This window comes from Actinomyces respiraculi, from assembly GCF_014595995.2.
Classification (GTDB): Bacteria; Actinomycetota; Actinomycetes; order Actinomycetales; family Actinomycetaceae; genus Actinomyces; species Actinomyces respiraculi.
The window spans coordinates 2,618,553-2,644,516 of the sequence record NZ_CP063989.1; the positions used below are offsets into that span (position 1 = coordinate 2,618,553).

15 protein-coding genes and 2 pseudogenes are annotated in these 25,964 nt (G+C 72.6%); 7 read left to right on the forward strand and 10 right to left on the reverse strand.

Going from position 1 to position 25,964, the window contains the following annotated elements:
* Window positions 1–88 precede the first annotated feature (88 nt).
* A complete protein-coding gene (locus tag ID810_RS10950) occupies window positions 89–913 on the forward strand; it encodes an alpha/beta hydrolase family protein (protein WP_166857256.1) in 825 nt (274 codons plus the stop codon).
* Window positions 914–961: 48 nt separating this feature from the next.
* Here ID810_RS10950 and ID810_RS10955 read toward each other — a convergent pair whose 3' ends face one another.
* Window positions 962–2,251 carry an endonuclease/exonuclease/phosphatase family protein gene (locus tag ID810_RS10955; protein WP_166857254.1) on the reverse strand — a complete coding sequence of 430 codons (1,290 nt, stop codon included), beginning with the start codon at window positions 2,249–2,251 and terminating at the stop codon, window positions 962–964.
* A 225-nt stretch (window positions 2,252–2,476) separates the two neighbouring features.
* Between ID810_RS10955 and ID810_RS10960 the strand changes: the two genes are divergently transcribed.
* Both ID810_RS10960 and ID810_RS10965 read left to right on the forward strand, forming a co-directional pair.
* Window positions 2,477–7,138 (forward strand): DUF3418 domain-containing protein, encoded by a 4,662-nt coding sequence (locus tag ID810_RS10960; protein ID WP_166857252.1) that lies wholly within the window; start codon window positions 2,477–2,479, stop codon window positions 7,136–7,138.
* Between the two features lie 66 nt (window positions 7,139–7,204).
* Window positions 7,205–8,044 (forward strand): MerR family transcriptional regulator, encoded by an 840-nt coding sequence (locus ID810_RS10965; RefSeq protein WP_196781501.1) that lies wholly within the window; start codon window positions 7,205–7,207, stop codon window positions 8,042–8,044.
* 40 nt (window positions 8,045–8,084) lie between these two features.
* Here ID810_RS10965 and ID810_RS10970 read toward each other — a convergent pair whose 3' ends face one another.
* Complete coding sequence (locus ID810_RS10970) at window positions 8,085–9,611, reverse strand: phospholipase D-like domain-containing protein (protein ID WP_166857250.1); 1,527 nt, start codon at window positions 9,609–9,611, stop codon at window positions 8,085–8,087.
* Between the two features lie 65 nt (window positions 9,612–9,676).
* Entirely contained in the window at window positions 9,677–10,738 is a 1,062-nt protein-coding gene (locus ID810_RS10975) for a hypothetical protein (protein ID WP_166857249.1), read from the reverse strand.
* Between the two features lie 711 nt (window positions 10,739–11,449).
* On the opposite strand from ID810_RS10975, the gene ID810_RS10980 reads away from it, so the two are divergent.
* Complete coding sequence (locus ID810_RS10980) at window positions 11,450–11,989, forward strand: SprT-like domain-containing protein (RefSeq protein WP_166857247.1); 540 nt, start codon at window positions 11,450–11,452, stop codon at window positions 11,987–11,989.
* Here ID810_RS10980 and ID810_RS10985 read toward each other — a convergent pair.
* Genes ID810_RS10985 through ID810_RS11000 form a run of 5 tightly spaced genes read right to left on the reverse strand, consistent with a single transcriptional unit; the run spans window position 11,926 to window position 19,219 of the window.
* Window positions 11,926–12,810 carry an anchored repeat-type ABC transporter permease subunit gene (locus ID810_RS10985; RefSeq protein ID WP_166857245.1) on the reverse strand — a complete coding sequence of 295 codons (885 nt, stop codon included), beginning with the start codon at window positions 12,808–12,810 and terminating at the stop codon, window positions 11,926–11,928. The genes ID810_RS10980 and ID810_RS10985 overlap by 64 nt on opposite strands.
* A complete protein-coding gene (locus tag ID810_RS10990) occupies window positions 12,810–13,559 on the reverse strand; it encodes an anchored repeat-type ABC transporter ATP-binding subunit (RefSeq protein ID WP_235931443.1) in 750 nt (249 codons plus the stop codon). The genes ID810_RS10985 and ID810_RS10990 overlap by 1 nt, the downstream gene beginning before the upstream one ends.
* Entirely contained in the window at window positions 13,543–14,712 is a 1,170-nt protein-coding gene (locus ID810_RS12545; protein ID WP_166857243.1) for a choice-of-anchor M domain-containing protein, read from the reverse strand. The genes ID810_RS10990 and ID810_RS12545 overlap by 17 nt, the downstream gene beginning before the upstream one ends.
* Window positions 14,709–16,403: an anchored repeat ABC transporter, substrate-binding protein gene (locus ID810_RS10995; protein WP_243856650.1), complete on the reverse strand. Its 1,695-nt coding sequence runs from the start codon at window positions 16,401–16,403 to the stop codon at window positions 14,709–14,711. Before ID810_RS10995 ends, ID810_RS12545 begins: the two co-directional genes overlap by 4 nt.
* On the reverse strand, window positions 16,400–19,219 hold the full coding sequence (locus ID810_RS11000; RefSeq protein WP_243856648.1) for a TIGR03773 family transporter-associated surface protein: 2,820 nt from the start codon (window positions 19,217–19,219) through the stop codon (window positions 16,400–16,402). The genes ID810_RS10995 and ID810_RS11000 overlap by 4 nt, the downstream gene beginning before the upstream one ends.
* 221 nt (window positions 19,220–19,440) lie before the next feature.
* Between ID810_RS11000 and ID810_RS11005 the strand changes: the two are divergent.
* Both ID810_RS11005 and ID810_RS11010 read left to right on the forward strand, forming a co-directional pair.
* A pseudogene (locus tag ID810_RS11005) lies at window positions 19,441–19,759 on the forward strand (ISL3 family transposase); the annotation flags it as partial.
* Window positions 19,760–20,166: 407 nt separating this feature from the next.
* Window positions 20,167–20,311, forward strand: a pseudogene (locus tag ID810_RS11010) (ISL3 family transposase); the annotation flags it as partial.
* A 220-nt stretch (window positions 20,312–20,531) separates the two neighbouring features.
* On the opposite strand, the gene ID810_RS11015 reads toward ID810_RS11010, so the two are convergent.
* Complete coding sequence (locus ID810_RS11015) at window positions 20,532–21,476, reverse strand: ROK family glucokinase (RefSeq protein WP_166857241.1); 945 nt, start codon at window positions 21,474–21,476, stop codon at window positions 20,532–20,534.
* A gap of 385 nt (window positions 21,477–21,861) precedes the next feature.
* Here ID810_RS11015 and ID810_RS11020 point away from each other — a divergent pair, with 385 nt between their 5' ends.
* Complete coding sequence (locus ID810_RS11020) at window positions 21,862–24,183, forward strand: prolyl oligopeptidase family serine peptidase (protein ID WP_166857239.1); 2,322 nt, start codon at window positions 21,862–21,864, stop codon at window positions 24,181–24,183.
* Window positions 24,184–24,296: 113 nt separating this feature from the next.
* On the opposite strand, the gene ID810_RS11025 is transcribed toward ID810_RS11020, so the two are convergent.
* Window positions 24,297–25,763 carry a DHA2 family efflux MFS transporter permease subunit gene (locus ID810_RS11025; RefSeq protein WP_166857237.1) on the reverse strand — a complete coding sequence of 489 codons (1,467 nt, stop codon included), beginning with the start codon at window positions 25,761–25,763 and terminating at the stop codon, window positions 24,297–24,299.
* Between the last annotated feature and the right edge of the window lie 201 nt (window positions 25,764–25,964).

A 25,964-nucleotide genomic window follows, 5' to 3' on the forward strand; every position in this document is an offset into this window, starting at 1 on the left:
CGTGTGGCGCCCGTCCGGGTCACGCTGCCAGCGCAATCAATACGACGGGGTGTCCCGCACACCCGGCCCCTGGCCTAGGTTGGATCACATGACCGAGGTCCGCATCGACACCTCCCGCGGCGTGACGCTGGCGGGAACGCTGATGCTGCCCGACGGCGCCGCCGGACTCGACATCGACGCCGTGCTCGCCGGGGTGGACGTCGGCACCCCGGCACCTGAGCGCACAGAGGGCGTCATCGTCCTCGCCCACGACTTCCTTACCGACAGGCACGGCCTGAACCACCGTCTCGACGCCCTGGCCGCGAGTTACCGGCAGGCCGGTTGGGCGACCCTCCAGTTCGACTTCTCCGGCCTGGGCACCTCCGACGACGACGTCGTCACGCTCGCCGGCGAGATCGAGGACCTGCAGGCCGTCACCGGCTGGCTCGAGATGCTGGGCTACCGCCGCGTGGGCGTGCACGCCAACGGCTTCGGGGCGACGGCGACGCTGCTGGCCCGGCCGCAGAACGTGCTGGCCGTCGTCGTCGTGGGGGCAGTGGTGGGCCCGCAGTCGATCCTGTGGGAGAACGTCTTCTCCCCGGACCAGCTCGACGAACTCGCCGCCCACGGCCTGACCCGCCTCGTGGATGACAATCCCAACGCGCGCGAGTGGGACGTACTGTCCAAGCAGACGCTGGCGGACGTGTCATTGCAGACCCCTGAACGCACGATGGAGGGGCTGCCGTGGCCCGTTCTCATGCTCCACGGCGCACTCACGGAGGAGTTCCCGGACTCGGTCAACGCGGCAACCGAGGGTTTCACGCTGCTGCGTGAAGGCAGCCAGCTCGTGCAGGTGCGCGACGAGGACCCACAGGCGGCCCAGGAGCAGGTGAGCCGGCTCGCCTGCGAGTGGTTCGAGCGGCGCCTGCGGTAGGCCTGCGCCCCTCAGCGCTGCTCAGTACCCTCAGCGCCCTCAGCGCCCTCAGCGCTGCTCGAGGGTGACGACGAGGGCCCGGTGGTCGGAGCCTGCGATCTCGATGAGCTCGACGCCCGTGCTGGTCCAGGTGACCGTGTCGACGAGCACGTGGTCGATGGGCGAGCCGAGCAGCGGGGTGCGGGTGGACACCGGCCAGGTGGACAGGCCCCCACCTCCGGCCTGCTCAGCCGCGTCGGCGCAACCACCCAGGTCCCGCATGGGGGCGTGGTCGAGGGTGGCGTTGAGGTCCCCCGCCAGGATAAGCCCGGGGGTCGGGGCGTGGCACTCGGCGACGACCCTGCTCACCGACTGGGCCCACGCGTCCATCGTGTCCTTGAGCGGGGCGATGGTGTGGACGCCCAGGACCGTGGGGCGCTGATGCCCGTCGAGGTGGGTGTCGCCGAGCGGCTGCAGGAGCACGGCGCCGTGCCCCAGGCCGTCCGGGGCGCTGACCTGCTCGTACTCGCCGATCGCGGCGCTGACGAGGACGGAGGTGGGACCTGCACCTGAGCCGGCCTCGGGCGTCGTCGGCGTCGGCCCGGGCGAGGCGGACGGGGCGCTCGTCTCCGACTCGGCCGCCTCCGACTCGGTCGCGGCCGGGTCTGCGGCGTCGGCGTCGGCGTCGGCGTCGGCGTCGGCAATAGCCTGCGGCGCGCCCGGTACGGCGGTGAAGGGCGCGTAGACCAGGCCGTCCTGAGCGAGCAGGGCCAGGAGCTCGGCAGTGTCCTCGGCGCTCGTCTCCGGCAGGACGACGACGTCGGGGGCGGTCGTCCGAATCGCGACGGCGAGCTCGACCGTGTTGGCCCGGCCGCCGTAGGTGTTGAAGGTGAGGACGGTGAGAGCACCGTCCCAGTGCTCACCGGCAGCGGCAGGGGCGGCCAGGTCCGTGATCTCAAGCCCGCGCTCCCACAGCACCCAGGTGTGCGTGCCGGTCACGAGCAGCAGGACGAGGGCCAGGACGCCGGTGCGCAGGCCGCCCTCTCGGCGCAGGACGCGGGTGAGCGCGGCGACGGCGACGACGAGGCAGATGAACGCGAGGATGACGACGAGCCCGCTGCGTACCGCGAGGGCCTGGGCGAAGGGGTAGCGCAGGCTCAGGCGCAGGTCCTCGCCGAGGAACGCCAGGAGGTCCGGGGCGAGGGTGAGGGCGGTGAGGAGGGCGAGGGCGGCGGTGACGCACCAGCCGGTCACGCGGCGCACCGTGTGCCAGGTGCTGCGGGTGACGGGGGTGCTCTCCCGCGCGGCGGGGGCCTGCGGCACGGTGAGGTCGTCGGGATGGGGCGTCGAGTCGCTCATGGGCACATGCTCCCCCATGAGGCGGTCATCACGTGGGCTCCTGGCGTGCCAGATCGACAGAACGCCGGCTCCGAGTTCGAGGGTGACGTCGCGAGCTCGAGGGCAACAGGCTCGACGTCGACACCGAGCCCTCGAGCTCGCGACGTACAGAGGATCCTGCGCAGGAGACATGCGCGAGCCGGGCCCTGGGGGACAATGGGCAGCCGTATGAGTGACGAGACGAGCATGAGCCCAGAGCCGCCGAGCGCTGAGCAGCTGAGCCCTGAGCCGCACAGCCGGCGCCGCGGGACCGACCGCCCCGGCCGCGGCACCGGCCGGCACGACCGGGCCTCTCGCGGCGGGTGCGCCCGCCGGGGCGAGCGCCGACGCGAGTGGCCGGGCTTCACACCCGAGCAGCTGGCCGAGCGCGCCGCCAGCGTGCCCGCCGTCGTCTACCCCGAGGAGCTGCCGGTCTCGGTGCGCCGCCAGGAGATCGCCGAGGCGATCCGCGACCACCAGGTCGTCATCGTCGCCGGCGAGACCGGATCCGGCAAAACCACCCAGCTGCCCAAGATCTGCCTCGAGCTCGGGCGCGGCGTGACCGGCATGATCGGCCACACCCAGCCCAGGCGTATCGCCGCGCGCTCCGTCGCCGAGCGCATCGCCCACGAGCTCGGCACCTCCATCGGCGCCGACGGCGTCGTCGGCTACCAGGTGCGTTTCACCGAGGAGACGGGCCCGCGCACCCTGGTCAAGCTCATGACGGACGGCATCCTCCTGGCGGAGATCCAGGCCGACCCCATGCTGCGCCGTTACGACACGATCATCGTCGACGAGGCCCACGAGCGCAGCCTCAACATTGACTTCATCCTCGGCTACCTCGCCCGCCTGCTGCCCCAGCGCCCGGACCTCACGGTCATCATCACCTCGGCGACCATCGACTCCGAGCGCTTCGCTGGGCACTTCGGCCAGGACGTCTCGCGCGGCGACGGCCTGACCACCCGCGTCCCCGCCCCCGTCATCGAGGTCTCGGGGCGCACCTACCCGGTGGAGATCCGCTACCGGCCCCTACTCGCCGACGACGGCTTCGACGCCGCCGCGGACCCGGTACGTCACGCCGGGGGCCACATTCCCGACGACGACGCCCCCACTTCCCCCGTTTCGCCCGCTTCGCCCGCGGCCCCGGCCGGGGAGTTGTCCGACGCCGAGCTCGAGGCCCTGACCTCGCCCGACCCGGCGGTCAGGGCGGCCGCCCGAGCCCGGCGCGAGGCCGTGCGCGCAGCCGCCGCACCCGGTGCCGCCCGGGCCGGCGCGCACCGGGCACCGTCCCAGCGCGAGGAGGACCGCGACCAGGTCACCGGCATCCTCGACGCCGTCGACGAGCTCATGGTCGCCGGCAGCGGCGACATCCTCGTCTTCCTCGCCGGCGAGCGCGACATCCGCGACACTGAGTCCGCCCTCATCGACCACCTGGGCCCCCGCTACACGGCCGACGGGCGCTCACGCACCCCGGGCGCCGTCGAGGTCGTGCCCCTCTACTCGCGTCTGAGCGCCGCCGAGCAACACCGGGTCTTCGAGGCGCACTCCACCCGTCGGATCGTGCTCGCCACGAACGTCGCCGAAACCTCCCTCACCGTGCCGGGAATCCGCTACGTCATCGACCCGGGCCTGGCACGCATCTCCCGCTACTCCAACCGCACCAAGGTCCAACGCCTGCCCATCGAGCCCGTGAGCCAGGCCAGCGCCAACCAGCGCTCGGGCCGCTGCGGCCGCGTGGCCGACGGCATCGCCATCCGCCTGTACTCCGAGGCCGACTTCCGCTCGCGCCCCGAGTACACCGAGCCGGAGATCCTGCGCACCTCGCTGGCCAGCGTCATCCTGCAGATGGCGAACCTGGGCCTGGGCGCGGTCGAGGACTTCCCCTTCCTCGACGCCCCCGACCCGCGCGCGGTGCGCGACGGCATCCAGCTGCTCACCGAGATCGGCGCCATCGAGACGGTTGGCACCGGCTCCTCGCGTCGCGCGGCCCACACCAGTGGACGCGGCCCGCGCCTGACCTCCGTGGGGCGCCGCCTGGCCCGCCTGCCCATCGACCCGCGCCTGGGGCGCATGCTGCTGGAGGCCGGTGAGCGCGGCTGCGCCGGCGAGGTCATGGTCATCGTCGCCGCCCTGTCCATCCAGGACGTGCGCGAGCGCCCCGCGGACCGCCAGGAGGCCTCCGACGCCCTGCACCGCCGCTTCGCGGACCCGACGAGCGACTTCCTCACCTACCTCAACCTGTGGCGCTACCTGCGCACTCAGCAGCGCGAGCTCTCCGGCTCCGCGTTCCGCCGCATGTGCCGGGCCGAGTTCCTGCACTACCTGCGGGTGCGCGAGTGGCAGGACGTCCACACCCAGCTGCGCCAGCTGGCCCGGCCGCTGGGACTGAGTGCCGCCCCGGTGGAGCTGCCGACGGCCCGCTCCATCCGGGCTGCCCGCCAGGCCCTGGAGCCGGGCTCGCACGCCGCCCAGATCGCCCATGGGGATGTGGCGGCCGCCGTCGTCGCCCTGGGACGCAGCGCGGACACGCCGGACGCGGACGCGATCCACCGCTCCCTGCTCGTGGGGCTGCTGTCCAACGTCGGCAGCTGGGATGAGCGGCGCCGCGAGTATGGCGGTGCCCGCGGCACCCGCTTCACGATCTGGCCCGGATCGGGCCTGCGTCGAAAGACCTACGACTGGGTGATGACCGCCGAGCTCGTTGAGACGAGCCGCCTGTTCGCCCGCACGGTCGCGCGGGTGGACCCGCGCTGGGTCGAGGAGGCGGCCGAGGCCGCGGGCCTGGCCCGGCACGTGTACGGCGAGCCCTACTGGTCCACGCGTCGGGGCGCCGCCATGGTCCACGAGAAGGTCCTGCTGTACGGCATGACGCTGGCGGCGGAGCGTCCGGCCACGCTGGCGAGCGTCGGTACCGCCTCCGCGCGCGAGGTGGCCCGCGAGATGTTCCTGCGTCAGGGCCTGGTCGAGGGCGGCTGGCACGCGCGTCACGGTTTCGTCCAGCGCAACCGTGACCTGGTCGAGGACCTGGGCGAGGTCGAGTCGCGTCGCCGCGAACACGGGCTGCTGGCCTCGGACGAGGCCCTGCTGCGTTTCTACAACGAACGTGTTCCCGAGGACGTCTACGGCGCCAATGACTTCGACGTGTGGTGGAAGCGGGAGAAGGGGCAGCATCCGGACCTGCTCGACTTCACGCGCGAGCTGCTCCTACCCGGCGGCGATGACGTCGACCTCGAGCGCGCATACCCGGACCAGTGGGTCCAGGGGGACCTCACTCTGGGCCTGGAGTACGTCTTCGAGCCGGGGCGCGCCGACGACGGCGTGAGCGTCCAGGTGCCGCTCGAGGTGCTGGGCCGCCTGTCACCCGAGGGCTTCGACTGGCTCGTGCCGGGCATGCGTCCCGAGCTCGTCGTCGCCACGATCCGGGCCCTGCCCAAGCGGGTGCGCCGCCAGCTCGTGCCGGCGCCCGACGTCGGTGCCCAGCTGTGGGCGATGATGCGCGAGGCCCACCCGGTGCCCGAGGGCGCGAGCGCGCCGGAGGTCCCCTTCCGCCAGGCTTTTGCTGAGGCGGTGCGGCGCCTGCGCGACGTCGAGGTCACCGAGGCCGACTGGCTCGAGGCGGAAGAGCACCTGCCGGAGCACCTGCGCATGTCCTTCGTGGGGCTCGACGCGCGTGGGCGCGAGGTCGGCCGCGGCAAGGACCTCGTCGCACTGCAAAAGCGGCTCGCCGGGCGCACGGAGCAGGCGGTGCGCTCGGCGGTGCGCGGGGCGCTGGCCCAGGCGATGGCCGAGGCCGAGGACCGCCAGGCCTCGCGCGGCCGCAGGCGCAAGGGCCGCGCTCAGGGTTCCGACCGCGGCGCCTCACCGTCCGCTGGACGGTCGGGATCGCCGTCGGCCACCTCCGGAGGCGTGACGGGCGCGCCCGGGCTGCGGGCGGGTCTGGCCGAGCGCACGGGGCTCACCGACTGGCCGTCCGCTGTGGCCGGGCTCGACGGCGAGGACCGCTCGACCCTGCCGGCGACCGTGGAGTCCACGGGCACGGCCGGGCTTGTCGTGCGCGGCTACCCGACGCTCGTGGCCGCCGGGCCGACGAGCGCGGACCTGACAATCCTGCCCGACGCCCAGGCGCAGGCACGCGCCCACGGGGCAGGGGTGACGGCGCTGGCACTGGCGCGCACACAGCTCGCCGTCGGACGCGTGACCTCGCGTTGGACGGCCGGCGAGACACTGGCGCTGGCGGCCTCGCCGTACCGGAGTACCGATGCGCTCGTGACGGATATCCAGCTGGCGGCGGCGCGCGTGGTCGCCTCCCGGTGGGCGGTCGCCGTCGGACGGCAGCTGGAGGAGGTACGCACGCGGGCCGCCTTCGAGGAGCTCGTGACGTTCATGCGCCGCGAGCTCGAGGACGAGGTCTACCGGGTGGCGCAGGTGGTGGCCGCCACGCTCGAGGCTCAGCGGGAGGTGGGGCGCGCCGTCGAGCAGCACACCTCGCTGGCGCTGCTGTCCACACTGCAGCAGGTGCGCGAGCACGTGGCCACGCTCGTCTTCGACGGCTTCGTGGCTGCCACGCCCGCCGAGCACCTGGTGCACCTGCCGCGCTACCTGCGGGCGGCGGCGGCACGCGTGGACAAGGCGCAGGCCTCGCCGGCTCAGGACGCGGCACTGGCCTACCAGGTGGCTGAGGCCGAGGCGCTGCTGGCCGAGGCGCGTGCGCGGGCGGCGGCGCTGCCGCCGGATGCCGAGCGTGAGGCGCTGCTGGTGGAGGGCCGGTGGCTCATCGAGGAGCTGCGGGTCAGCCTGTTCGCCCAGACGCTGGGCACGAGCCGGAAGGTGAGTGTGCAGCGCATCAGCAAGCTGCTGGCGAAGGTCTGAGCGGTGTCCTCGGCGCCCCCGCCGCCTGTGCCCCGAGTGGCCTCTTGCTTCTGACACCATGTGAGCATGTGCGCTGAGGTCATGGATCACGACGACGCCCTGCTGCGGATCGGCCTGTTCTCCCGTCTGACGTCGATCAGCGTGAGGATGCTGCGCCACTACCAGGAGCAGGGCGTCCTTGAGCCGGCACGGACCGACCCTTTCACCGGACACCGCTTCTACACGTCCGCCCAACTGACCCGGGCCCACTGGATCGTGCGGCTACGTGATGCCGGGCTTCCCGTCAGCGAGATCGGTGAGGTCCTGGCCCACCGGGGTGATCCTGAGCGGCTGCGCTCGCTCATGTCCTCCCACGCCCGGCGCCTGGCCGGCCAACGGGCGCGGTTGGAGGAGATGAGCGCGGCCTTCGACCGCATCAGCACCTACCTGGAGGAGTCCACCATGGAGATCGACATCCGACGCACCCACCTGCCCGCCATGACCGTCGCGTCACTGCGACGCGTTCTACCCCGTTACTCCGACGAGGGCGAACTGTGGCAGGAGATCAGCGAGCTCATGTCCCGAGCGGGCATCGTGATGTCCGACCCGCCGCTGTGCGGCGCCACCTTCCTCGACCCGGAGTACCGGGACTCCGACGTCGACGTCGAGGTCTGGGAACGGGTAGCCGAGCCCTTCACCGCCGTCAGCCCCCTGGAGTGCCGCGAGCTGCCCGCCTGCGAGGTCATCATGGGCACGCTGCGCGGCGGCTATGACGGCATGCCCGAGGTCTGCACCGCGATCGGCACCCATATCGCGGCCCACGGCCTGCGCACCGGCCCCATGTTCAATATCTACCGGGTCGGCCCGGCCCAGGACCCCGACCCGACGTCCTGGATCACCGACGTCTGTTTCCCCGTCGAGCCCTGACCAGCGCGGTGCGGGGTCGGTCCTCTCCGGCCCCGCACCGTCACAGTACCGCGGACATGAGGCGGCAGACGTTGTCCACGTAGCGCCGGTACCACGGCTCCGTCGCCCACTGCTCGGCGGTCAGCTCCTCGCTCAGCTCGCGGTAGGCCTCGTCATTGCCGCGCAGGAGGTCGTCCAGGTCCCCGCCGAAGGCCAGCAGCATGACCTCGTAGTTGAGGGCGAAGGAGCGGAAGTCCATGTTGGAGGAGCCGATGACGGCGACGTCGTCGTCGACCGTCATGTACTTGGCGTGCAGGACGGTGGGCGCCGGGTAACGGTAGATGCGCACGCCCGCCGCCAGCAGGGCCGCGTAATAGGAGCGCTGGGCGTGGTTGACGATGAAGTGGTCGGACTCCTTGCCCACGAAGAGCTCGACGTCGATCCCCCGGTAGGCGGCGGTGGTGATCGCGGACAGCAGGGCCTCGTCGGGGATGAAGTAGGGGCTGGTGATCGATACCCGCCGCTCGGCGGTCTGGATGAGAGACAGGAACATCCGCAGGTTCGGCTCCGTCGGGTAGCCGGGTCCTGAGGGGATGATCTGCATCGCGTTGACGACGGCGTCGGGCCTGCCACTGCGGGGTGCCGGGGTGCCGACGACGGCGCCCACCCGGTTGCCCACGTCGGCCAGGTCCTGCTCCTCCAGGCCGGGGGCGAGGTCCAGGACTCCGAGCTGCTCGCCGGCCTCGAAGTACCAGTCCATGGCGAAGACGGCCTGCGCCTCGATGACGACATCACCCGTGACCTCGACGGACAGGTCGTGCCACACGCGCCCAGCCCGTCTGTTCGAGCGCAGCCGGTAGGACGGGTCGATGATGTTGTGCGAGCCGATGAAGGCTGTGCGGCCGTCCACGATGAGGAGCTTGCGGTGGTTGCGCAGGTCGGGGCGGCGGAAGCGGCGCCGGTGGGGCAGCAGCGGCATCATGAGCCGCCACCGGATTCCCGCCTGCTCCCAGCGCCGCCCGAGCGTGCGCCAGCCGGGGTACTTGCGTGAGCCCAGGTGGTCGACGAGGAGTCTGACGGGGACCCCGCGGGCGGCGGCCCGCTCGAGAGCGCTGTAGAAGACGTCCGTCACCTCGTCCCAGGACTGGATATAGAACTCGACGTGGACGTGGTGCTCGGCACCATCGATCGCCCGGGCCATGGCCGCGTAGGTGTCGGCGGCGTCGGCGTGCAGGGCGACGACCTCACCCGTGACGCAGGGCAGGGCGGTGAGCCTGCGGTTCATGCGCAGGACGGAGGCCAGGTGCGGGCTGGGGCGGGCACCCGCGGGGGCGTCGGGTAGGCCCGCGGCCATCCGCAGGGCGCCCTCGGTGACGCTCACCTGCTGCTCGCGACGGCGCCCGTGGATCCAGGGGCTGCCAAGGAAGATGTACAGGGGCAGTCCGACGACGGGTAACAGGAAGATGAGCAGCAGCCAGGCGGTCGAGGAGGAGGGCCTGCGGTTCTCGGGGACCGTGCCCAGGGCGGCGATCTTGATGCTGTACTCGAGCACGACCCAGATGGTCGTGAGGAACTCGGGCAGCTGCATGGGGCCATCCTGTCACGGTCGGCTCGCGCGGGGCGGCCGACCAGTTCCAGTAGCGGCCCCGCCGCTCAGTCCGCGGTCGAGGGGGTCGGATCCCCGAACCAGGTGCGGTAGTAGCCGTAGAAGTTGAGGGTGCCCCAGGTGGTGCAGGCGTCCCCTCCGTCCCAGGCGGCGTCGTTGAGCAGGTACGGGGTGTAGTTGTACAGGCCGGCTGTGGCCTGGTTGAGGGGGGTGACCTCGCCGGTGCCGCAGGCCGCGGTGGGGGCGTAGCCGAGTGTGGCGGTCTCGCCCGCGATGACCTCGTATGCCTGCGGGTCCTGGTGGTAGCGCTGGAACTGGGCGGCGGCTCCGTAGACCTGACGGAAGAAGCCTGCGTGCTCGGGGTCGCAGGTGCCGCCGTCAGGACAGTCGTATCCGGCGGCCGCCTCGTAGTCGTGGGCGCTGAGGCTCTCGCCGGAGGCCGTGAGCAGACTCTGCTCCTTCTGAATGAGGGTGAGCAGCACGCGGGGGCTGACGCCGCAGGAGGTGGCAACATTGACGATGACCTGGGCGGCCGTCTCACCTTCGACCCCCGTGTAACCGCCGGCGCAGCCGGGGCCGGGCTCGTAGTCCTCGGTGGTGAAGACGGCCTCCGACAGGCAGGGGGTGCCGTCGTCGCCGGGGGTGCAGCCCTTGTTGACCCGGTCGATGAAGGCGGTGACCTCTTCGAGCGTCATGGAGCTGGAGTCGAAGAAGACGTCGTCGTCGATGACGTGGGCGGGGTCGAAGCCCGTGTAGTCGGGGACGACGATGGCCGGCTTGGTGGGGGTGTGCACGGAGGGATTGGGGGTGGGGGCCGCGGCGGTTGGCTCAGTGCGAGGGTCGAGCAGACCCAGGGCGTCGATGGCGAGCGCGCCGGCCCCGAAGGTGGCAGCAAGGGCGAGGAGCACGATGAGGGCTCCGGTGAGGCGGCGGCGCAGGCGCCCGGGGCGGCGGCCGGGGCGGGGGTGTGACTCGGCCTGGTCGAAGAGCGCGGCGGCCGAGGAGGCGGGTGGTGTCGGCTCGTCCGGCTCGGCTGTGCTGTCCTGGGGTGACGGGGTGGTGCGGGCCGCGGTGGTGGTGCGCTCCAGCGAAACCCAGGCGGGTCGCATCGGCTGATCCGGCTCGGCGGGAGACGACGTCGGCCGGGCAGGTGCGGCCGCGTGTTTCGGCTCGGCGGGAGCGGTGGCAGAGGCGGCAGCCCGGGCGGGTGCAGCAGCACGTTTCGGCTCAGCGGGAGCGGTGGCAGAGGCGGCAGCCCGGGCGGGTGCAGCAGCACGCTTCGGTTCGGCGGGAGCGGTAGCAGGAGCGGCGGCCCGGGAAGGTGTAGCAGAGCGAGTCGGCTCAGCGGGAGATGACGCTGTCCGGGCGGGTGCGGCAGCGCGCTTCGGTTCGGCTGGGGCGGCGGCAGAGGCGGCGGCCCGGGACAGTGCGGCAGCGCGCTTCGGTTCGGCGGGAGATGACGCTGTCCGGGCGGGTGCAGCAGCGCGAGTCGGCTCGGCTGGGGCGGCGGCCCGGGCGGCCCGGGCGGCGCGTCGGGTGCGGGGGGCGCGACGCGCGGGCTCAGCGGCCCCTGTCGTCCGCGCTGCCGGTGCTGCCGGAGGGGTTGGCTCGCCGGGAGCCACGGGAGCCACAGGATCGGGAGCCCGGTGGCGGCCGGAGGCGCGCGAGACCCTCGTGGCCCGCTCCGTCGGGGGTGCGGCACGGTGACGCCCCACGCCGTCGGGCTGCCCCGCAGTCTGCTTGGAGTCCTGCTGGTCGCTCATCGTGGCCATGCTGCCACACCCGAGAGGGTGGGGCACGCCGCTCGCTAGTCTCCGGGCATGGAGATCCCCGCCGCACTTGCCCTCGCGCGCGCCCTCATGCAGGAGCACGGGGTCGGCGACTGGGGGCTCGAGCTCGACCGGGCCCGCAGGCGCGCCGGCCTGACAGACCACGCCCGCCGCCGCATCACGCTCTCGCGCGCCCTCATGGTCCTGTACGACGAGACCGAGGTCCGCGAGACCGTCCTGCATGAGATCGCCCACGCGCGCGTCGGCACCCATCACGGGCACGACGCCGTGTGGCGGGCGGAGGCCCAGCGCCTAGGCGCGAGCGGCCGACGCCTCGTGCCCCGCCAGGCACCGCAGGTCGAGGGCCGCTGGCGCGGGACCTGCCCCGCAGGCCACACGGTGGCGCGTCTGCGGCGCCCCACCGTCCCGCTGGCCTGCGCGCTCTGCGGGCGCACCTTCAGCCTCGAGAACCTGCTGACCTGGACCTACGACGGGCGCAGCGTCACCGAGCAGGAGATCGGCCCCCGTTACGCCCGCGCACTGGCGGCGGCGCGACTGCGCAGCGACAGCCGCCGCACGAGCGCGCCGTGACGCGGGGCAATCAGCCAGGCGAGGGCGAAGGCCGCGGTGAGCAGCAGGACGATCGTTGCCCCGGTGGGCACATCCACGGACCAGGACAGGTAGAGGCCGACGACGCCACCCAGGGCTCCGATGAGCGGGGCGAGCCACAGCATCGTCGTGAGCCGGTCGGTGAGCAGGCGCGCGGTGGCCGCGGGCGTCACGAGCAGCGCGAGGACCAGGACGTTGCCGATGGTCTGCACAGAGATGACGACGGCGAGGGACACGGCCGTGTAGAGGGCGACGTCGAGCAGGAGCACGGGCACCCCGGCCGCCCGGGCGGTCTCCCGATCGAGACTGACGGCGGTGAGCGGGCGGTGCAGGAGCAGGATGAGGCCGACGACGAGTCCTCCGCCCGCAAGCACCACGGGCACGTCCGAGGCGGGCACGCCCGTGATGGAGCCGAAGAGGAAGTCCTGGAGGCTGCCGGCGTAGCCGGGCGCCCGCGAAATGATGACGACGCCGAGGGCGAAGGCCCCGACGAACAGGACCCCGATGACGGAGTCCTCCTTCAGCCGCCTGGACTGGCTCAGCAGGGCAACGAGCACCGCCGTCGTCACACCCGCCACGGCCCCACCCAGCACGAGGGAGCCGGACAGGATGAAGGCGATAGCGAGCCCGGGGAAGACGGCGTGGGCGACGGCGTCGCCAATGAAGGCCATACCACGCAGGACCACGTGGACGCCGACGAGCCCGCACACGATGGCGGACGCGACCGCCATGAGCAGCGCCCGGGGCAGGAAGGCCAGGACCGGGTTGAACAGGTCCATGAGGAAGTCGAGAGGCGTGAGCATCAGGACACCCCCAGGGCCGTCAGCAGCGGGTTGCCCTCGCGCAAGCGGAAGGTCCGCACCCAGGGGTCGGGGCTCGACAGGTCGGCGGGCGTGCCGGAGGCGATGACGGTCCCGGCGACGAGGTAGAGGCGGTCACACTGGGCGCGCGCGGCCACGAGGTCGTGGGTGGTCATGAGCACGGCGCAGCCCTCGTGGGCGAGCTCGCGGAACAGGTCCCCGAGCATCTCCTGGGTGGGCATGTCGAGGCCGGTGAAGGGTTCGTCCAGGAGCAGGAGCTTCGGGCTCAGGGCCAGGGCGCGGGCCACGAGGACCCGCTGGCGCTGCCCACCGGAGAGCTCACCGACGGGACGGTCCGCCAGGTTCCTCATGCGCACCCGCCCGAGCGCCCGCTCGACGGCCTGCTGGTGCTTCAGGCGGGGGCGGCTGATGAGCCCCAGGCGCAGGGTCAGGGCGGACATGACGGCTTCACGCACGGTGAGGGGGAACTCCCAGGCGAACTCGTGGCGCTGGGGGACGTAGCCGACGCTGGGGGTGGCATCCGCCGTCGTGACGGTGCCCGCGCGCCGGGGGGTCAGGCCCAACACGGCCCGCAGGAGGGTCGTCTTGCCGGCCCCGTTGGGGCCGATGAGGCCCACGAGCTCGCCGGGGCGTACCTCAAGGTCAACGTCCCTGAGGACCGTCCGGCCACCGAGGTCCACGGCCAGGCCATGGACCTCCAGCGGCAGCTGCTCGTCACTCGTCGCCGTCACGCGTGTCCTCCTCGATGTCGGCGTCAGCGCTGAGGGAGTCCTGTGTGTCCGCCCACTGGCGGGCCTCGCGCTGCTCGCGGGCGACCGTGCGGTTGCGGCGGGCCAGCAGCGCGGCAAGCACCCCGAGGGCGACGAGGACGGCGGCGCCGCCCGCCCACAGCAGGCCGGAGGATGGACCGCGGGTGCCGGTCTCGGCGGAGGCGGCGTCGTCGGCCTCCATCGCACCAGCGGCGGCGGGTGTGGCGCCATCCTGGGCGGTGGCCTCGGAGCCGAGTGCGGTGGGGGCCGGGGCGGCCAGGGCCTCATCGGTGCTCGTCGCATCGCCGACGGCGAAGCGCAGGAGGGTCGATCCGCTCAGCTCAGTGCCCTCAGGGGTGGTGGCGCTGAAGGACAGCGCGGCCGTGTACACGCCGGGCTCGGTGAAGACCCAGTTGGCGTGCACGTGGGTGTTGGCGTCCACCCACACGTCCTGCGGCTCGTGCTTCTGGCCGTCAACGAGCAGCAGCGGCTCACCGAAGGTGCCGGACTGGGTGAACATCCAGGAGCGGCCCGGACCCTCGACGGGGCCGATCGTCATGGTGACACCGCGGTCAACGGCGTTGACGACGCCGGGGTCCTGGGTGTTCCACCCCAGCCACACGACGTCGGCGGCCTGGGTCTGGGGGATGACGTACCACTGCTGACCCTCCTCGGCCTTCATGAAGGCGTAGGCCTTGTCCGTGGGGGCGGGCAGCAGGGCGGTGTCGCGCACGCGCAGGACGACCTCGGCGGGGTTGCGCCACACGGGCGCGGGGCCCGAGTCGTCGCGCATCATGACCTGCCACTGGCCGTCGACGTAGCGGGGGCCGAGGTCGACGTGGCCGACGTCGATGACGGCGGCCCCCTGGCCCACGGACTCGCCGGAGGTGACGGTCTGCTGCAGGTCGGGGTCCTGGGCGTCCGCCGTCGGGGTGGTGGTGGCCGGGCGCACGACGCCCGGGGCCACGGCCGCCGGGCCCTGGACGGTGCCAGTGGCACCGGTGGTGCCGACGGTGCCGGGGGTGCTCGGTGCCGCGAGGGCGGGGGCGGTCAGCGCAGGCGCTGCCAGGCCCAGGGCGAGCAGGGCTCCGGCCACCAGGCGGGCGGAGCTCCGGGCGCGCGGGAGGTCAGTCATGGTCTCTCCTTGGAGGGGGTGGCGCCCAGACACTGGGCGAGGGAGTCGGCGTTGAACCGCATCATGTCGATGTACGTGGGGGCGGCCTCGTCGAGGGTGTCGCCGTACAGGGGGCAGACCGCCACCCCGGCCTCCTCGGCGACCGAGCGCAGCACCGAGCGGGTGCGGGCCAGGTTCGGCTCGAGGAAGACGGCTGGGATGTCGAGGTCGCGCAGGGTGGCGGCCAGGCGCACACGGTCGGCCACGCTGGGCTCGACCCCCGGGTTGGGAGCGATGAAGCCGGAGACGCTCAGCCCGTAGGCGTTGGCAAGGTAGCCGTAGGCGTCGTGGGTGGTCACGAGGTGGCGCCGGTCCTGAGGGATGGTGGCCAGGGTCGCGGTCACCTCCTCATCGAGCTCCTCAAGGCGGGTGAGGTAAGCGGAGGCGTTGGCCCGGTAGGTGTCGGCGCCGTCGGGGTCGACGGCGATGAGGGCTTCCTCGATGACGCGCACGTAGGCGGCGGCGTTGTGGACGTCGTGCCACAGGTGGGGGTCGATGTCGCCGTGGACGTGCTTGCCCAGAACCGCCTGGGGCAGGATGTAGACGTCGGAGCCGGGTTCGCCCACGAAGCGGTAGCCACTGCTGCCGGGCACCTGGGTCAGGGTGCGGGGCGGGACCTCGAGGACGACGTCGTCGAGGTTGACGACGCTCATGGCGGCCGCGAGACCGCCTGCGTCCTGGGCGCGCTCGGCCAGATCCTCGGGCAGGGAGGCGGTGTCGACAGCGAGGCTCACGCCACCCGTCTGCCCCTTTCCGGCCGTGGCGGACAGGTTCGCGGTGAGGTCGGCGTGCCCGGCCCCCAGCAGGCTGCGTCCCTCGGCGGCGGCGACCTCAGCCCCGGAGACGCCGACGGCGAAGACGGCGGTGGCCGAGCCGAGCTCGACGGGTGCGGCGCCGTCCGTCGAGCGGGTGCCGTCGGGGTGGAGCACGGCGCTGAAGGTGAGCCGGTAGATGCCGGGCTTGGTGAAAGCCCAGGACATGTGCTGGTGGGCGTCGGCCGGAAGGAGGGAGGTGTCGGCGTCGGCACTCACGCCGTCAGAGGTGGTGAAGCCGATCTCCGGGGCGCCGAAGGAGGTCACGAGGTAGGCGCTGGCATGGCCGGGGCCCTCGGCGGCGGTGAGGGTCAGGTCCACGGTGGAGGAGCGGTTGGCGCCGTGGGAGGCGCCGTCGCCGAGCACCCGCATGCCCAACCAGACGGTGTCCAGGGAGCGGTCCTCCACGAGGGGCAGGATCGTGGCCCCGTTCTTGGCGGCCTCCTCCGCGACGGACACGCTCATGGCCGAGGGCGGCAGGTTCGAGTCGAGGGTGCGGATGAGGGCGTGCTCCTCCAGCAGGAGGTAGTTCGACAGCGCAAGGTCGGCGTAGGCCACGTCGCGCACGGAACGCAGGGAGGGCTCCCAGGAGTGGGGGTCGGCGCCGTCGGGCACCATCTGGGTGACGCGGGCGCGGTCCCCGGCGACGTTGCGGGCCAGGTCCGCGAGGATGCCGGTGGTGGCGACGACGTTGAGGACGCCGTCCGTGGCGGGATCCATGCTGCCCAGCCCCCCGGCGGGCAGGGCGCAGCCACCCGCCAGGGCGGTGGCCAGGGTGCTCACGAGGAGCGCCGAGGTCACCGCCCTGCGGGTCGGGCCGTGCCGGGGAGTGCAGGTCACGCGGTCACGGCCTTGCGGCGCCGAGCGGCCACGAGGACGAGTCCGGCCATGACGAGCGCGGTGGACGCGAGCACGATGTCGCCCGAGTCGGTACCGGTGCGCGCCAGATTGAGGTCGCAGGGCTTGCCGTCAGGCGTGCGGCCGACGACCTCCTTGACCATCGGGCGGCCGCCCGGGCCCTTCTCCCCGGTGAGGGTGAGGGTCCCGGCGGCGTCGGCACCGCCCGCACCGCCCGCACCGGAGGTGGAGCCCTTGAGGTCCGCGCCGGTGGGGGTGACGGTCATGGTGAGCGTGAGCGTGTACGTGCCGGGCTCGGTGAACACCCAGTTCTGGTGGGCGTGGGTGTTGGCCGGCAGGTGGTAGGCACTGCCCGCACCGTCGAAGACGTGCTCGCCCACACCACCGCCGAGGGCGCCGGCGTTGAAGACGGCGACCCTGCCGGGGCCGCTGACGGCGTCGAGGCTGAAGGTCACGCCACCCTTGGTGCCGTTGACGATCTCCTCGCGCTGGGAGTTCATGCCCAGCCAGGGCACGCCGGCGATCTGGGTGGAGGGGATCATCCACACGGTCTGGCCCTGGTTCGCGACGAAGGACAGGGCAGCGGGAGCCTGAATCGCGGCCGCGTCACCCAGGGCGAAGGTGAGGGACTCAGGGGCGACCCAGCTCGCGGGCTGGCTGCGGTCGTCCTTGATGCGGGCCACAAGAGTGCCGTCCTCGATGGCGGGGCCGAGGTCGAAGTGACCCTCGGTGGCGGTGCCGGTGGCGCCGGGGCCCACCTGGAAGGTCAGGGTCGTCGTCGCGCTGTTGGCGGTGGCGCCGGAGGATCCCGAGGAGGCGTTGGAGCCGGCGAGACGGGCGGCCTCCTCCTCGGTGGCCTCACGGGTGATGGTCGTGGCGACGCACTGGCCGGAGGCGGCGGCGCGAGAGGCGCCAGCGCTGCCAGCGCCACCGGCGCGGCTGTTGCCGGCGCCAGGGACGGAGGCGGCCGGGGCGGCGACGACGTTGGAGGGGTCCTGGGCGGCGACGACGTTGGTGGGTGCCGCAGCCTCGCCCGCGCTGCGCAGGGCGGTGCGGGCGCCGGACTGCTGGGCGGTACCCGGCTGCTTCGGGGCGGCGGGGGTCACGCAGCTGGAGCGCTCGCCCACGTCAATGGTGTACGTCTGCTCGCTGGTCTGGGCGGCGGTGCCGTCGTCCTTGGTGGCGGTGGCCTTGACGGTCAGGACGTAGCGCCCGGCGTGGGAGAAGACCCAGGTGACGTGCTTGTGGGCCGGGTAGGGCTGGGTGATGACCGAGCCCGCCGGGTTCAGGGCGTAGCCGCCGTCGGACAGCACGGACTCAAGACCGAGCAGGCTGCCACCGGCGAAGGCGTGGATGGTCCCGTTCTCCGGGCCGGTGTAGCCCACCTCGAAGGTGGCGCCGGTGTAGCCGCCCTGGCGGGAGGAGAGCGTGTCCCAGCCGGGCCACACGATGTGGGCCTGGTCGGTGCCGTTGGCGTCGAGGACGTAGCCGGCGGTGGGCAGGCTCGGGATCTGGTTGCGCAGGTCCTGGGGCAGGGTGGTGTAGGTCGACTCCTCGCGGGCGGGCTTGCCGTCGCTGCCGGGGACCGTGTAGTTCTCCTTGACCGAGAGCAGGACGGTGCTGGGATCGTGCAGGACGCCGTGGCCGGTGACGTCCTCCTTGAGCAGGAGGGACAGGTTGCCGGAGGCGTCGCTCGTGAGGTCGAACATGTCGACGTGGCCGTGGTCGAGGACGGTCTCGAAGCCGTCGGTGTTGCCGAGGAGTGCGCAGGCGTTGGTGCCGGGGGCCGGGGCGGCCGGGGCCGTGCGCGCCGTGGTGGCCGGGGCGCTGGGCGTCGTCGTCGGCTCGGTGGTCGGCTCGACGGTCGGCTCAGTGGTGGGCGTCGTCGGCTCGGTGGTCGGCTCGACGACGGGGTCAGTGGTGGGCTGCGTCGCCGGCTCGACGACGGGCTCCTCCGGCTGCGGGGCGCTCTCGCCGACCTGGATCGTGTAGGTCACGGCCTGAGTCTGGGCAGAGGAGGCCAACCCCGTGGTGCTCGCCGAGTACGCGGTAGCGGTCAGGACGTAGGTGCCGGGCTGGGTGAAGACCCACGTGGCGGCTCCCGTCAGCGGGGCGACCTCGGCCTGTCCCGCCGACTGGCGTCCCACCTGGAGGACGTCGTTGGATTCCACGCCCTCGTCGTCGGGTCCGACGCCGGGGGCCAGCTCCAGCGAGCCGGAGCGCAGCAGGGACGTGAGGTTGGCGGTCTGACCGGAGGGGTCGGGCTGGGCGAGGAAGACCTTGGCGCCCTGGGGGCCGGTCCAGCTCAGGCGCACGTTCGAGCCGTCGTAGAGGAAGGGGGCCGAGGCGACGCCGGTGGCGTCCCATCCCAGGGTGAGCGGGCCGCCGGGGGCGACGGTCCAGCCGGAGGTCGCGCCCGCAGCCACGAGGGCCGGGTCGGTGATGGGGGCGGCGGCGCCGGGGACGGAGATGAGGGTCGTCTCCGGTGCGACGGGGGTGTTGTCAACCGTCATGCCCAGGCCGATCATCCTGGTTTCGGGGTCGGTGCCGTACAGGTGGAAGAGGTTGACTCGCCCGGAGCTCACGCGGTCCATCTCATCGGGCTGCACGGCGGCCGCCTGCGGGGACAGCGCCGGGACAGCGCCCGCCAAGGCCAAGGCGAGGACCGCCAGGAGGCTCAGGAGAGCGGCGAGGGAAGCAGCGGCGGCTCGGGTCCCGCTCAAGGCTGTGGAGCGTGATCCTGCGAGGCGGGAGAGCCGGAGCTCCCACTCGCGCAGGTGGGCAAAGGGGCTGGCCATGGGACGGACCTTTCCGACGTCGGGTAATGGGAATCATTCTCGCCCTAAGTAGACCTCAGCCCGCACGGGAAGGCAAACCGGACGGATGTCTCGGTCAACAGCATGCTCATGGCCACCGCCTCGGGCACCGCCGTGCGCTTCACCCCCGTGCGGTCATCGCGAGCGCCGCACCGCCCACCGCGAGCGCCGCGCGAACCCCTGGGGTGGCGCCCCACCCACCGCGAGCGCCGCGCGAACCCCTGGGGTGGCGTCCCACCACGCTGCAGGTGCGGGTGCACTGGTACCGCTGCGCCGGTTGCGCTCACGTGTGGCGCCAGAGCACGCAGGCGGCGGCCCAGCCGCGCTCGAAGATCTCCCGGGCGGGCCTGAGGCGGGCCCTGAGCGGGATCGTGGTGCAGCACCTGTCCATGGCCCGGGTGGCCCAGGGCCTTGGCGTGTCATGGAGCACGGCCAACGAGGCGGTCCTGGCCGAGGGCAAGCGCGTGCTGATCGACAGGCCGGGCCGGTTGTGACGGCGTCAGGGTCATCGAGGTCGATGATCCCCCCGCTGCGCTCTCATACGGGAGGTACCCCCCGCACCCGTGCGCCCGCTCCACGAGTGAGGTCGTCTCCCCCTCGCCGTCGGCCCGGGCATACGGGAGGTACCCCCCGCACCCGTGCGCCCGCTCCCGCTCTCACAGTCCGCCTCCGCTCCGGCAGCTCGCGCGATCCCCACACCTACGACCGGACTCGGCGTGCGTGGGTTGATCTCGTTCCCCGTGCGTTGATCTCGTTCCCCATGCGTTGATCTCGTTCGTTGAGGGAACGAGATCAACGGTTCGCGAACGAGATCGACGGCCCTCGAACGAGATCGACGACGGGGAACGAGGCGAAGGATGGAGGTGACCGACAGGGGTCCCGGACGAGCCACCCGCCGCCGCTTGACACACCACATAGGGGCAGCCCCTATGTGGCGCCACACGCTCACGGGCGACACGTACGTCACCGTGGTCATCGACCTGACCCCGCCAGGGCACCGGCACGGCCCGTCTGCCGGGCATGGTTCCCGCACGCTCGAAGCAAGTGTTCACGAGCTGGCTGGCCGCCCGTCCCCACCCACGCCCCTGCTCACACTTCCGCCCAGTGACCTCGCTGCCCAGCCGTTGACCTCGTTGCCCGCCCGTTGACCTCGTTCCCTAGCGGTCCACCTCGTTCCTTGAAGGAACGAGATCAATGCGCAGGCAACGAGATCGAAGGGCGAGGGACGAGATCACCAGCTGAGGGACGAGATCACCCAGACAGGCCAGGGCTCAACGAGCAGCCGCCCGGCCGCTCAGGCGCGGGCGAGGTCGGCGGCGCCGATGAGACCGGCGTCCTGCCCGGAGGAGGAGATGAGCACGGGGATCTCCGGGCGGCGCGAGCGGGCCGTGAGGTAGGTGGAGAAGGCCTTCGTGACCGGCTCGAGGAGGATGGCGCCGGCCTCGGTCATGCCACCGGTGAGCACGACGACCTCGGGATCGAGGACCGCCGCCAGGTCCGCCAGCCCCTGGCCGAGGGCGTCACCGAGCTGCTCGTAGCACTCGAGCGCCGCGGCATCGCCCTCGCGCGCGGCCATCGTCACGGCCTTGCCGGAGATGTCGCGCACCTGGCCGCCCGACAGCTCGATGATGCGGGCGGCGTAGTCGGGCCGGAAGCGGGCAAGCTCGTAGCCGTTCATGCCCAGGGCCGTGCCCGAGCCGTAGCGCTCGAGGCATCCGCGCAGGCCGCAGCCGCAGGGGCGGCCGCCCGGGACGATGGTGATGTGGCCGATCTCGGCGGCGAAGCCGGCGGCACCGCGCACGAGGCGGCCGTCGATGATGACGGCGCCCCCGACGCCGGTGCCCAGCGTCACGACGAGGACGTTGGAGCGCCCGGCACCGACCCCGAACCGAGCCTCGGCCCAGCCGGCAGCATTGGCGTCGTTCTCGACGACGACCGGCAGGCCGGTGCCGGCGGAGACAACGTCGCCGATCTTGACGCCGGTCCAGTCGAGGTTGGTCCCCGACACCATGGTGTTGCGGTCGCTGGAGACGAAGCCGGCGGCGCCGACGCCGACGGTGGCCACGCCCTCAACCTGTGCCCTGAGCTCATTGACGCAGTCGATGATCGTCGTCATGATCGCGTCGCGGTTGTTGGCCGGGGAGTCCTTCTGGAGGCGGGCCATGACCTTGCCCTCGTCATCGACCACTCCGGCCGCGATCTTGGTCCCGCCGACGTCGACGCCGATGCTCAGTGCCATTGCCCTGCTCCTCCTCGTTGAATGGAGCCCCTGGAAGGGACTCGTGCGCGTGGTGCGGGCCGGTTGGGCCCCTGGTGCCGATTGTCTCTGATAAGTCCGACGGCAATATCCCATCACTTCATTCTCTTATGCATTCCGCGCGCAGAAGAAGGTGGTTCCGGATGGATCGTCCTGACCCCAGGACCACAGATGCATTCCGCGCGCAGAAGGAGGTGGTGCCGCGATCCCGGCGCCCGCCAGCCCGCCGTCGCCATCTGACGTGGACGGCGGCGCCGATGGTACCGACGGCGTCGACGGCGTCACCCCGCACCGTGTTGTGCACGCTGAGAGCAGATCGTTTCCTGGCTGGCGTGTCACACCTGTGCAACCGTGCTGGGATTACCGCATGCACGACGACGTGACCGCCCACGCCACGACGAGCACCACCCCCCTGCCCCAGGCCCCCGCCTGGCTCGATGACATCAGCGGGGAACAGGCCCTGGCCTGGGTGGCCGAACGCAACGCGCAGGCCGAGGCCCGTCTGGCCTCACCCGCCCTGGAGGAGCTGACCCGGGACCTCACCGCAGTCCTCGACGCCCCCGACCGCATTCCCCCCGTCGCCCACCGCGCGGGCATGGTCTACGGCTTGTGGACCGACGCAGGGCACCCGCGCGGCCTCTGGCGGCGCGCCTCGTGGCTGTCCTACGTGGCTGGCGCGCCCTCCCGGGCGGACCGCGACCCCGAGCCCACCGAGTGGGAGACCCTCCTCGACCTCGATGCCCTGGCGGCCGAACGGGGCAGGCCGCTCGTGTGGGGCGGCGCCCAGGTCCTCACCACCGGTGCGCGCGCGGGCCGCCGCGCCCTCATCACGCTCTCCGACGGCGGCTCCGACACGAGCGTCACGCGCGAGTACGACCTGGACGCACGGCGCTTCGTCGGGCCAGACGACGGCGGCTTCCACCGGCCGCCGTCGAAAGGGTCCCTGGTGTGGGGCGATGAGGAGGGCGAGTCGGTCATTGTCTCGGCGGACGTCGGCCCGGGATCCCTGTCGGCCGCCGGCTACCCGCGTCAGGTACGCCGCCTGGGGCGGGGCACCGCCGTCGAAGAGGCCGAGATCCTCGTGACGGCCGCCCCCGGCTCGGTGGCAGCCGGGGCCGCGCGCGACCCCTGGGGCCGCACGTGGCTGACGACGATGCCCTCCTTCTACGGCACCCGCATCTGGCTGCTGCCCGACGACGTCGTCTGCCCCACCGGTCAGCAGGCGGCTCGGGCTGCGCTCGACGGCGTGGCCCACCCGGCCCTGCCCGCACCCACCGCCGAGGGCGACCTGGTGCCGGCCGGAGCGGTCCGCCTTGAGGTGCCCGAGAGCGCGAGCGCCGGGGTCGGGCGCGACTGGCTCACCATCGAGCTGCGCGAGCCGTGGGAGGTCGGCGGGCGCAGCTACGCCCCCGGCACGCTGCTCGGCGCGGACCTGGCCGCCTATCTGGCGGGCGGGCGCGACCTTGAGGTTCTGTTCGAGCCGACGGCGACGACGACGCTGCTGTCGGCCACCTGGACCCGCAACCACCTGGTCCTCACGGTGCTCGACGACGTCGCCGGCCGCCTTGAGGTGTGCACGCCTGCGCCTGCGGGCTCGGCCCCGGGCACGCCCTGGGCGCACCACTGGGTCGACCTCACGGGCGCGAGTGACCTGCCCGGCCGCCCGGAGGAGGACGACACGCTGCTGCGGCCGGGGCGCGCGCTGCTGAGCGTGTCGGCCGCAGCGCTGGACCCGGCGGGAACGGACTACCTGTGGGTCTCGGCCTCAGGGTGGACGACGCCGTCGACCCTCACGGTGGCGCGGCTGACCGACCAGGGTGAGATGACGGGAATGTCGGTTGTGCGTCAGGCCCCGGCCCGCTTCGACGCGACCGGGGTGCGGGTGAGCCAGCATGTGGCGACGAGCGCGGACGGCACGCGCGTGCCCTACGTCGAGATCGGGCGCCCGGTGCCCGGGGGTGGGCCGGGCCGGGTCCTCGTGCACGCCTACGGGGCCTTCGGCACGGCCCTGACCCCGGGCTACGAGCCGGTGACCGGCAAGGCGTGGCTGGAGCGCGGCGGCACGTACGTCGTGGCGAACACGCGCGGTGGCGGCGAGTACGGGCCCGACTGGCACCGACCGACGCAGGGCCGGGGCCGTGGCCTCGTGCTGGAGGACCTCACAGCGGTCATCGACTCCCTGGTGGCGCGCGGCGTGGCCGAGGCCGGCTCGGTGGTGGTGCACGGCTCCTCGGCGGGCGGACTGCTGGCGGGTGAGCTGCTCACCCGTCACCCGGAGCGCGTCGGGGCGGTGGTGCTGGAGGTGCCGCTGTTGGACATGCGCCGCTACTCGCACCTGCTGGCGGGGGCCTCCTGGGTGCCGGAGTTCGGGGATCCCGACGACGAGTCCCAGTGGGAGTGGATGCGTGAGCACTCGCCCTACCACCTGCTGAAGGAGGGGCGGGTGTACCCGCCGGTGCTGCTGCTGACGTCGACGCGCGATGACCGTGTCCATCCGGCGCACGCGCGCACGATGGCGTGGCGGCTGGCCGCGCTGGGCCAGGACGTGACGTACGTGGAGACGGCGGAGGGCGGGCACTCGGGCTTTGCGACGAGTGCGCAGCGCGCCCGCACGAGCGCACTCATCCACGCCTTCGCCTGGCAGCACGCATCACCCCGCGGCGGCGTCCCGCCGCACGCTGAGCCCTGAGCCGTCACACCGAGGCCTGACCGGAGGCGTCAGGGCTCAGCATGAAAACTCGGGCCTCAGCGATGGTGTGAGAGCCGGCCGACGCCGTCGGCACACCTTGACTGAGTGAAGGCTCAGGGACCGGGGGTGGTGGGGACAACCCGGACTGCCGGCAGGCGGAAGGCGAGGAACAGGGCCAGCCCCATGAGGACGGTCGGCACCCGGAAGGCGCAGGCGAAGGCCCCCGCCGCCTCCTGGCGTCCAACCTCCAGCGTCGCACCGCTCAGCTCACCGGCGACAGTCGCGGCCCCCAGGTCCGTGGCAGCAAGAAGCAGAGCCAGAGCGACGGAGACGATCGCGATGCCGACGGCGCCGAAGACCTGCTGGCCGATGTTGAACAGGGTGGTGGCATTGCCGACCTCGCGGCGAGGCACGGCCTGCAGGGCCGCAGTGGACACGGGCATCATCGTGCCGCCGATGCCCAGGCCCTGGAGGGTCATGATGGCGGCGAGGTACCACAGGCTCGTGCCCGCGCCGACCTGGCTCAGCAGCAGCAGGGACAGGAACATCGTGCCCACACCCCAGGGGATGACCCGGCGCGGGGCGAGACGGTCGATCATGCTCGCGGCGACCGGCATGGTGACGAGGGCACCAAGCCCGGTGGGGGCGATGAACATGCCGGTGGCCATAGCGCCCATGCCTCGCACCTGCTGGAAGTAGGAGGGCAGGAGCAGCAGGTCGGCGGTGAAGGCGGCCTGGAAGGCGACGGCGAGGAGGATCGCCGTGCGGTAGGGGCGAAGGCGCAGGATGGTGAGGTCGAGCAGCGGGTGCTCGAGCGTGAGCGAGCGGCGCACGAACAGCGCCACCATGACCAGGCCGAGGAGGAGCGGGGCCCACACCACCGGGCTGGTGAGCGCGGTGCCGTAGCCGGCGTTGGACACGCCCCACAGGACGAGGGCGAGACCGGGGGACATGAGCAGCACGCCGAGCCGGTCGAGGGGGACGGCGCCCGTGCCCGCGGCCCTGGGCAGCAGGAGAAGGCCAAGGCCCGCAGCGGCCAGCCCGAAGGGTACGTTGATGAGAAACACCCAGTGCCAGGAGGCGACCTCGACGAGCCAGCCGCCGAGGACGGGCCCGATGACCGGGGCGATGAGCATGGGGATGCCCATGAGGCTCATCATCCGGCCCAGCCGGGCCCCGGCGACGGAGGCCACGAGCGCGGTGCCCACCGGCATGATGCAGCCGCCGCACAGGCCCTGGATGACGCGCAGAGCGATGAGGGCTCCCAGGCTGGGGGCCAGGGCGCAGGCCACGGAGGCCACGGTGAACAGGAGAATGGAGCCGATGTACATCCAGCGGTGGCCGATGCGCTTAAGGCCGTAGTCGGTCAGCGGGATGATCGCGGCGGTCGCGAGCGCGTAGCCGGTGATGGTCCAGGCGACCGAGGAGTAGGCGGGCAGGACGCCGTCGGCACTCGCGTAGTAATTCTGCAGGGCGGGGACGGCGACGTTGATGATGGTGCCGTCGAGGACCGACATGAAGGAGCCGATCATGACGACGGCGGCGACCTTGTAGGGGTTCGCCGAGGTGGGCGTGGGCATGGGGTGACGCGCTTTCTGCGGGGCGGTGCGGGGGTGACCCGGGTCGGCGCCGGCCACGGCGGTCGCGGTGGTGGCCGGCCCGGTCAGGCTATCGGCGCAGGAAGGAGGGACGACGGCGAGGGCGGCCGCACTTTCGCCCGACAGGGGCGGAACCGCGGTGCTCGCGCCGGAGCCGCCCCCCCTTTCACTTCCCGCGGGCAG

Bases quoted from the DNA above. Each gene is read 5' to 3' on its own strand.
- ID810_RS10950 (WP_166857256.1), top strand. From the start codon at position 89: ATGACCGAGGTCCGCATCGACACCTCCCGCGGCGTGACGCTGGCGGGA.
- ID810_RS10955 (WP_166857254.1), bottom strand. From the start codon at position 2,251: ATGAGCGACTCGACGCCCCATCCCGACGACCTCACCGTGCCGCAGGCC.
- ID810_RS10960 (WP_166857252.1), top strand. From the start codon at position 2,477: ATGAGCCCAGAGCCGCCGAGCGCTGAGCAGCTGAGCCCTGAGCCGCAC.
- ID810_RS10965 (WP_196781501.1), top strand. From the start codon at position 7,205: ATGTGCGCTGAGGTCATGGATCACGACGACGCCCTGCTGCGGATCGGC.
- ID810_RS10970 (WP_166857250.1), bottom strand. From the start codon at position 9,611: ATGCAGCTGCCCGAGTTCCTCACGACCATCTGGGTCGTGCTCGAGTAC.
- ID810_RS10975 (WP_166857249.1), bottom strand. From the start codon at position 10,738: ATGCGACCCGCCTGGGTTTCGCTGGAGCGCACCACCACCGCGGCCCGC.
- ID810_RS10980 (WP_166857247.1), top strand. From the start codon at position 11,450: ATGGAGATCCCCGCCGCACTTGCCCTCGCGCGCGCCCTCATGCAGGAG.
- ID810_RS10985 (WP_166857245.1), bottom strand. From the start codon at position 12,810: ATGCTCACGCCTCTCGACTTCCTCATGGACCTGTTCAACCCGGTCCTG.
- ID810_RS12545 (WP_166857243.1), bottom strand. From the start codon at position 14,712: ATGACTGACCTCCCGCGCGCCCGGAGCTCCGCCCGCCTGGTGGCCGGA.
- ID810_RS11000 (WP_243856648.1), bottom strand. From the start codon at position 19,219: ATGGCCAGCCCCTTTGCCCACCTGCGCGAGTGGGAGCTCCGGCTCTCC.
- ID810_RS11015 (WP_166857241.1), bottom strand. From the start codon at position 21,476: ATGGCACTGAGCATCGGCGTCGACGTCGGCGGGACCAAGATCGCGGCC.
- ID810_RS11020 (WP_166857239.1), top strand. From the start codon at position 21,862: ATGCACGACGACGTGACCGCCCACGCCACGACGAGCACCACCCCCCTG.
- ID810_RS11025 (WP_166857237.1), bottom strand. From the start codon at position 25,763: ATGCCCACGCCCACCTCGGCGAACCCCTACAAGGTCGCCGCCGTCGTC.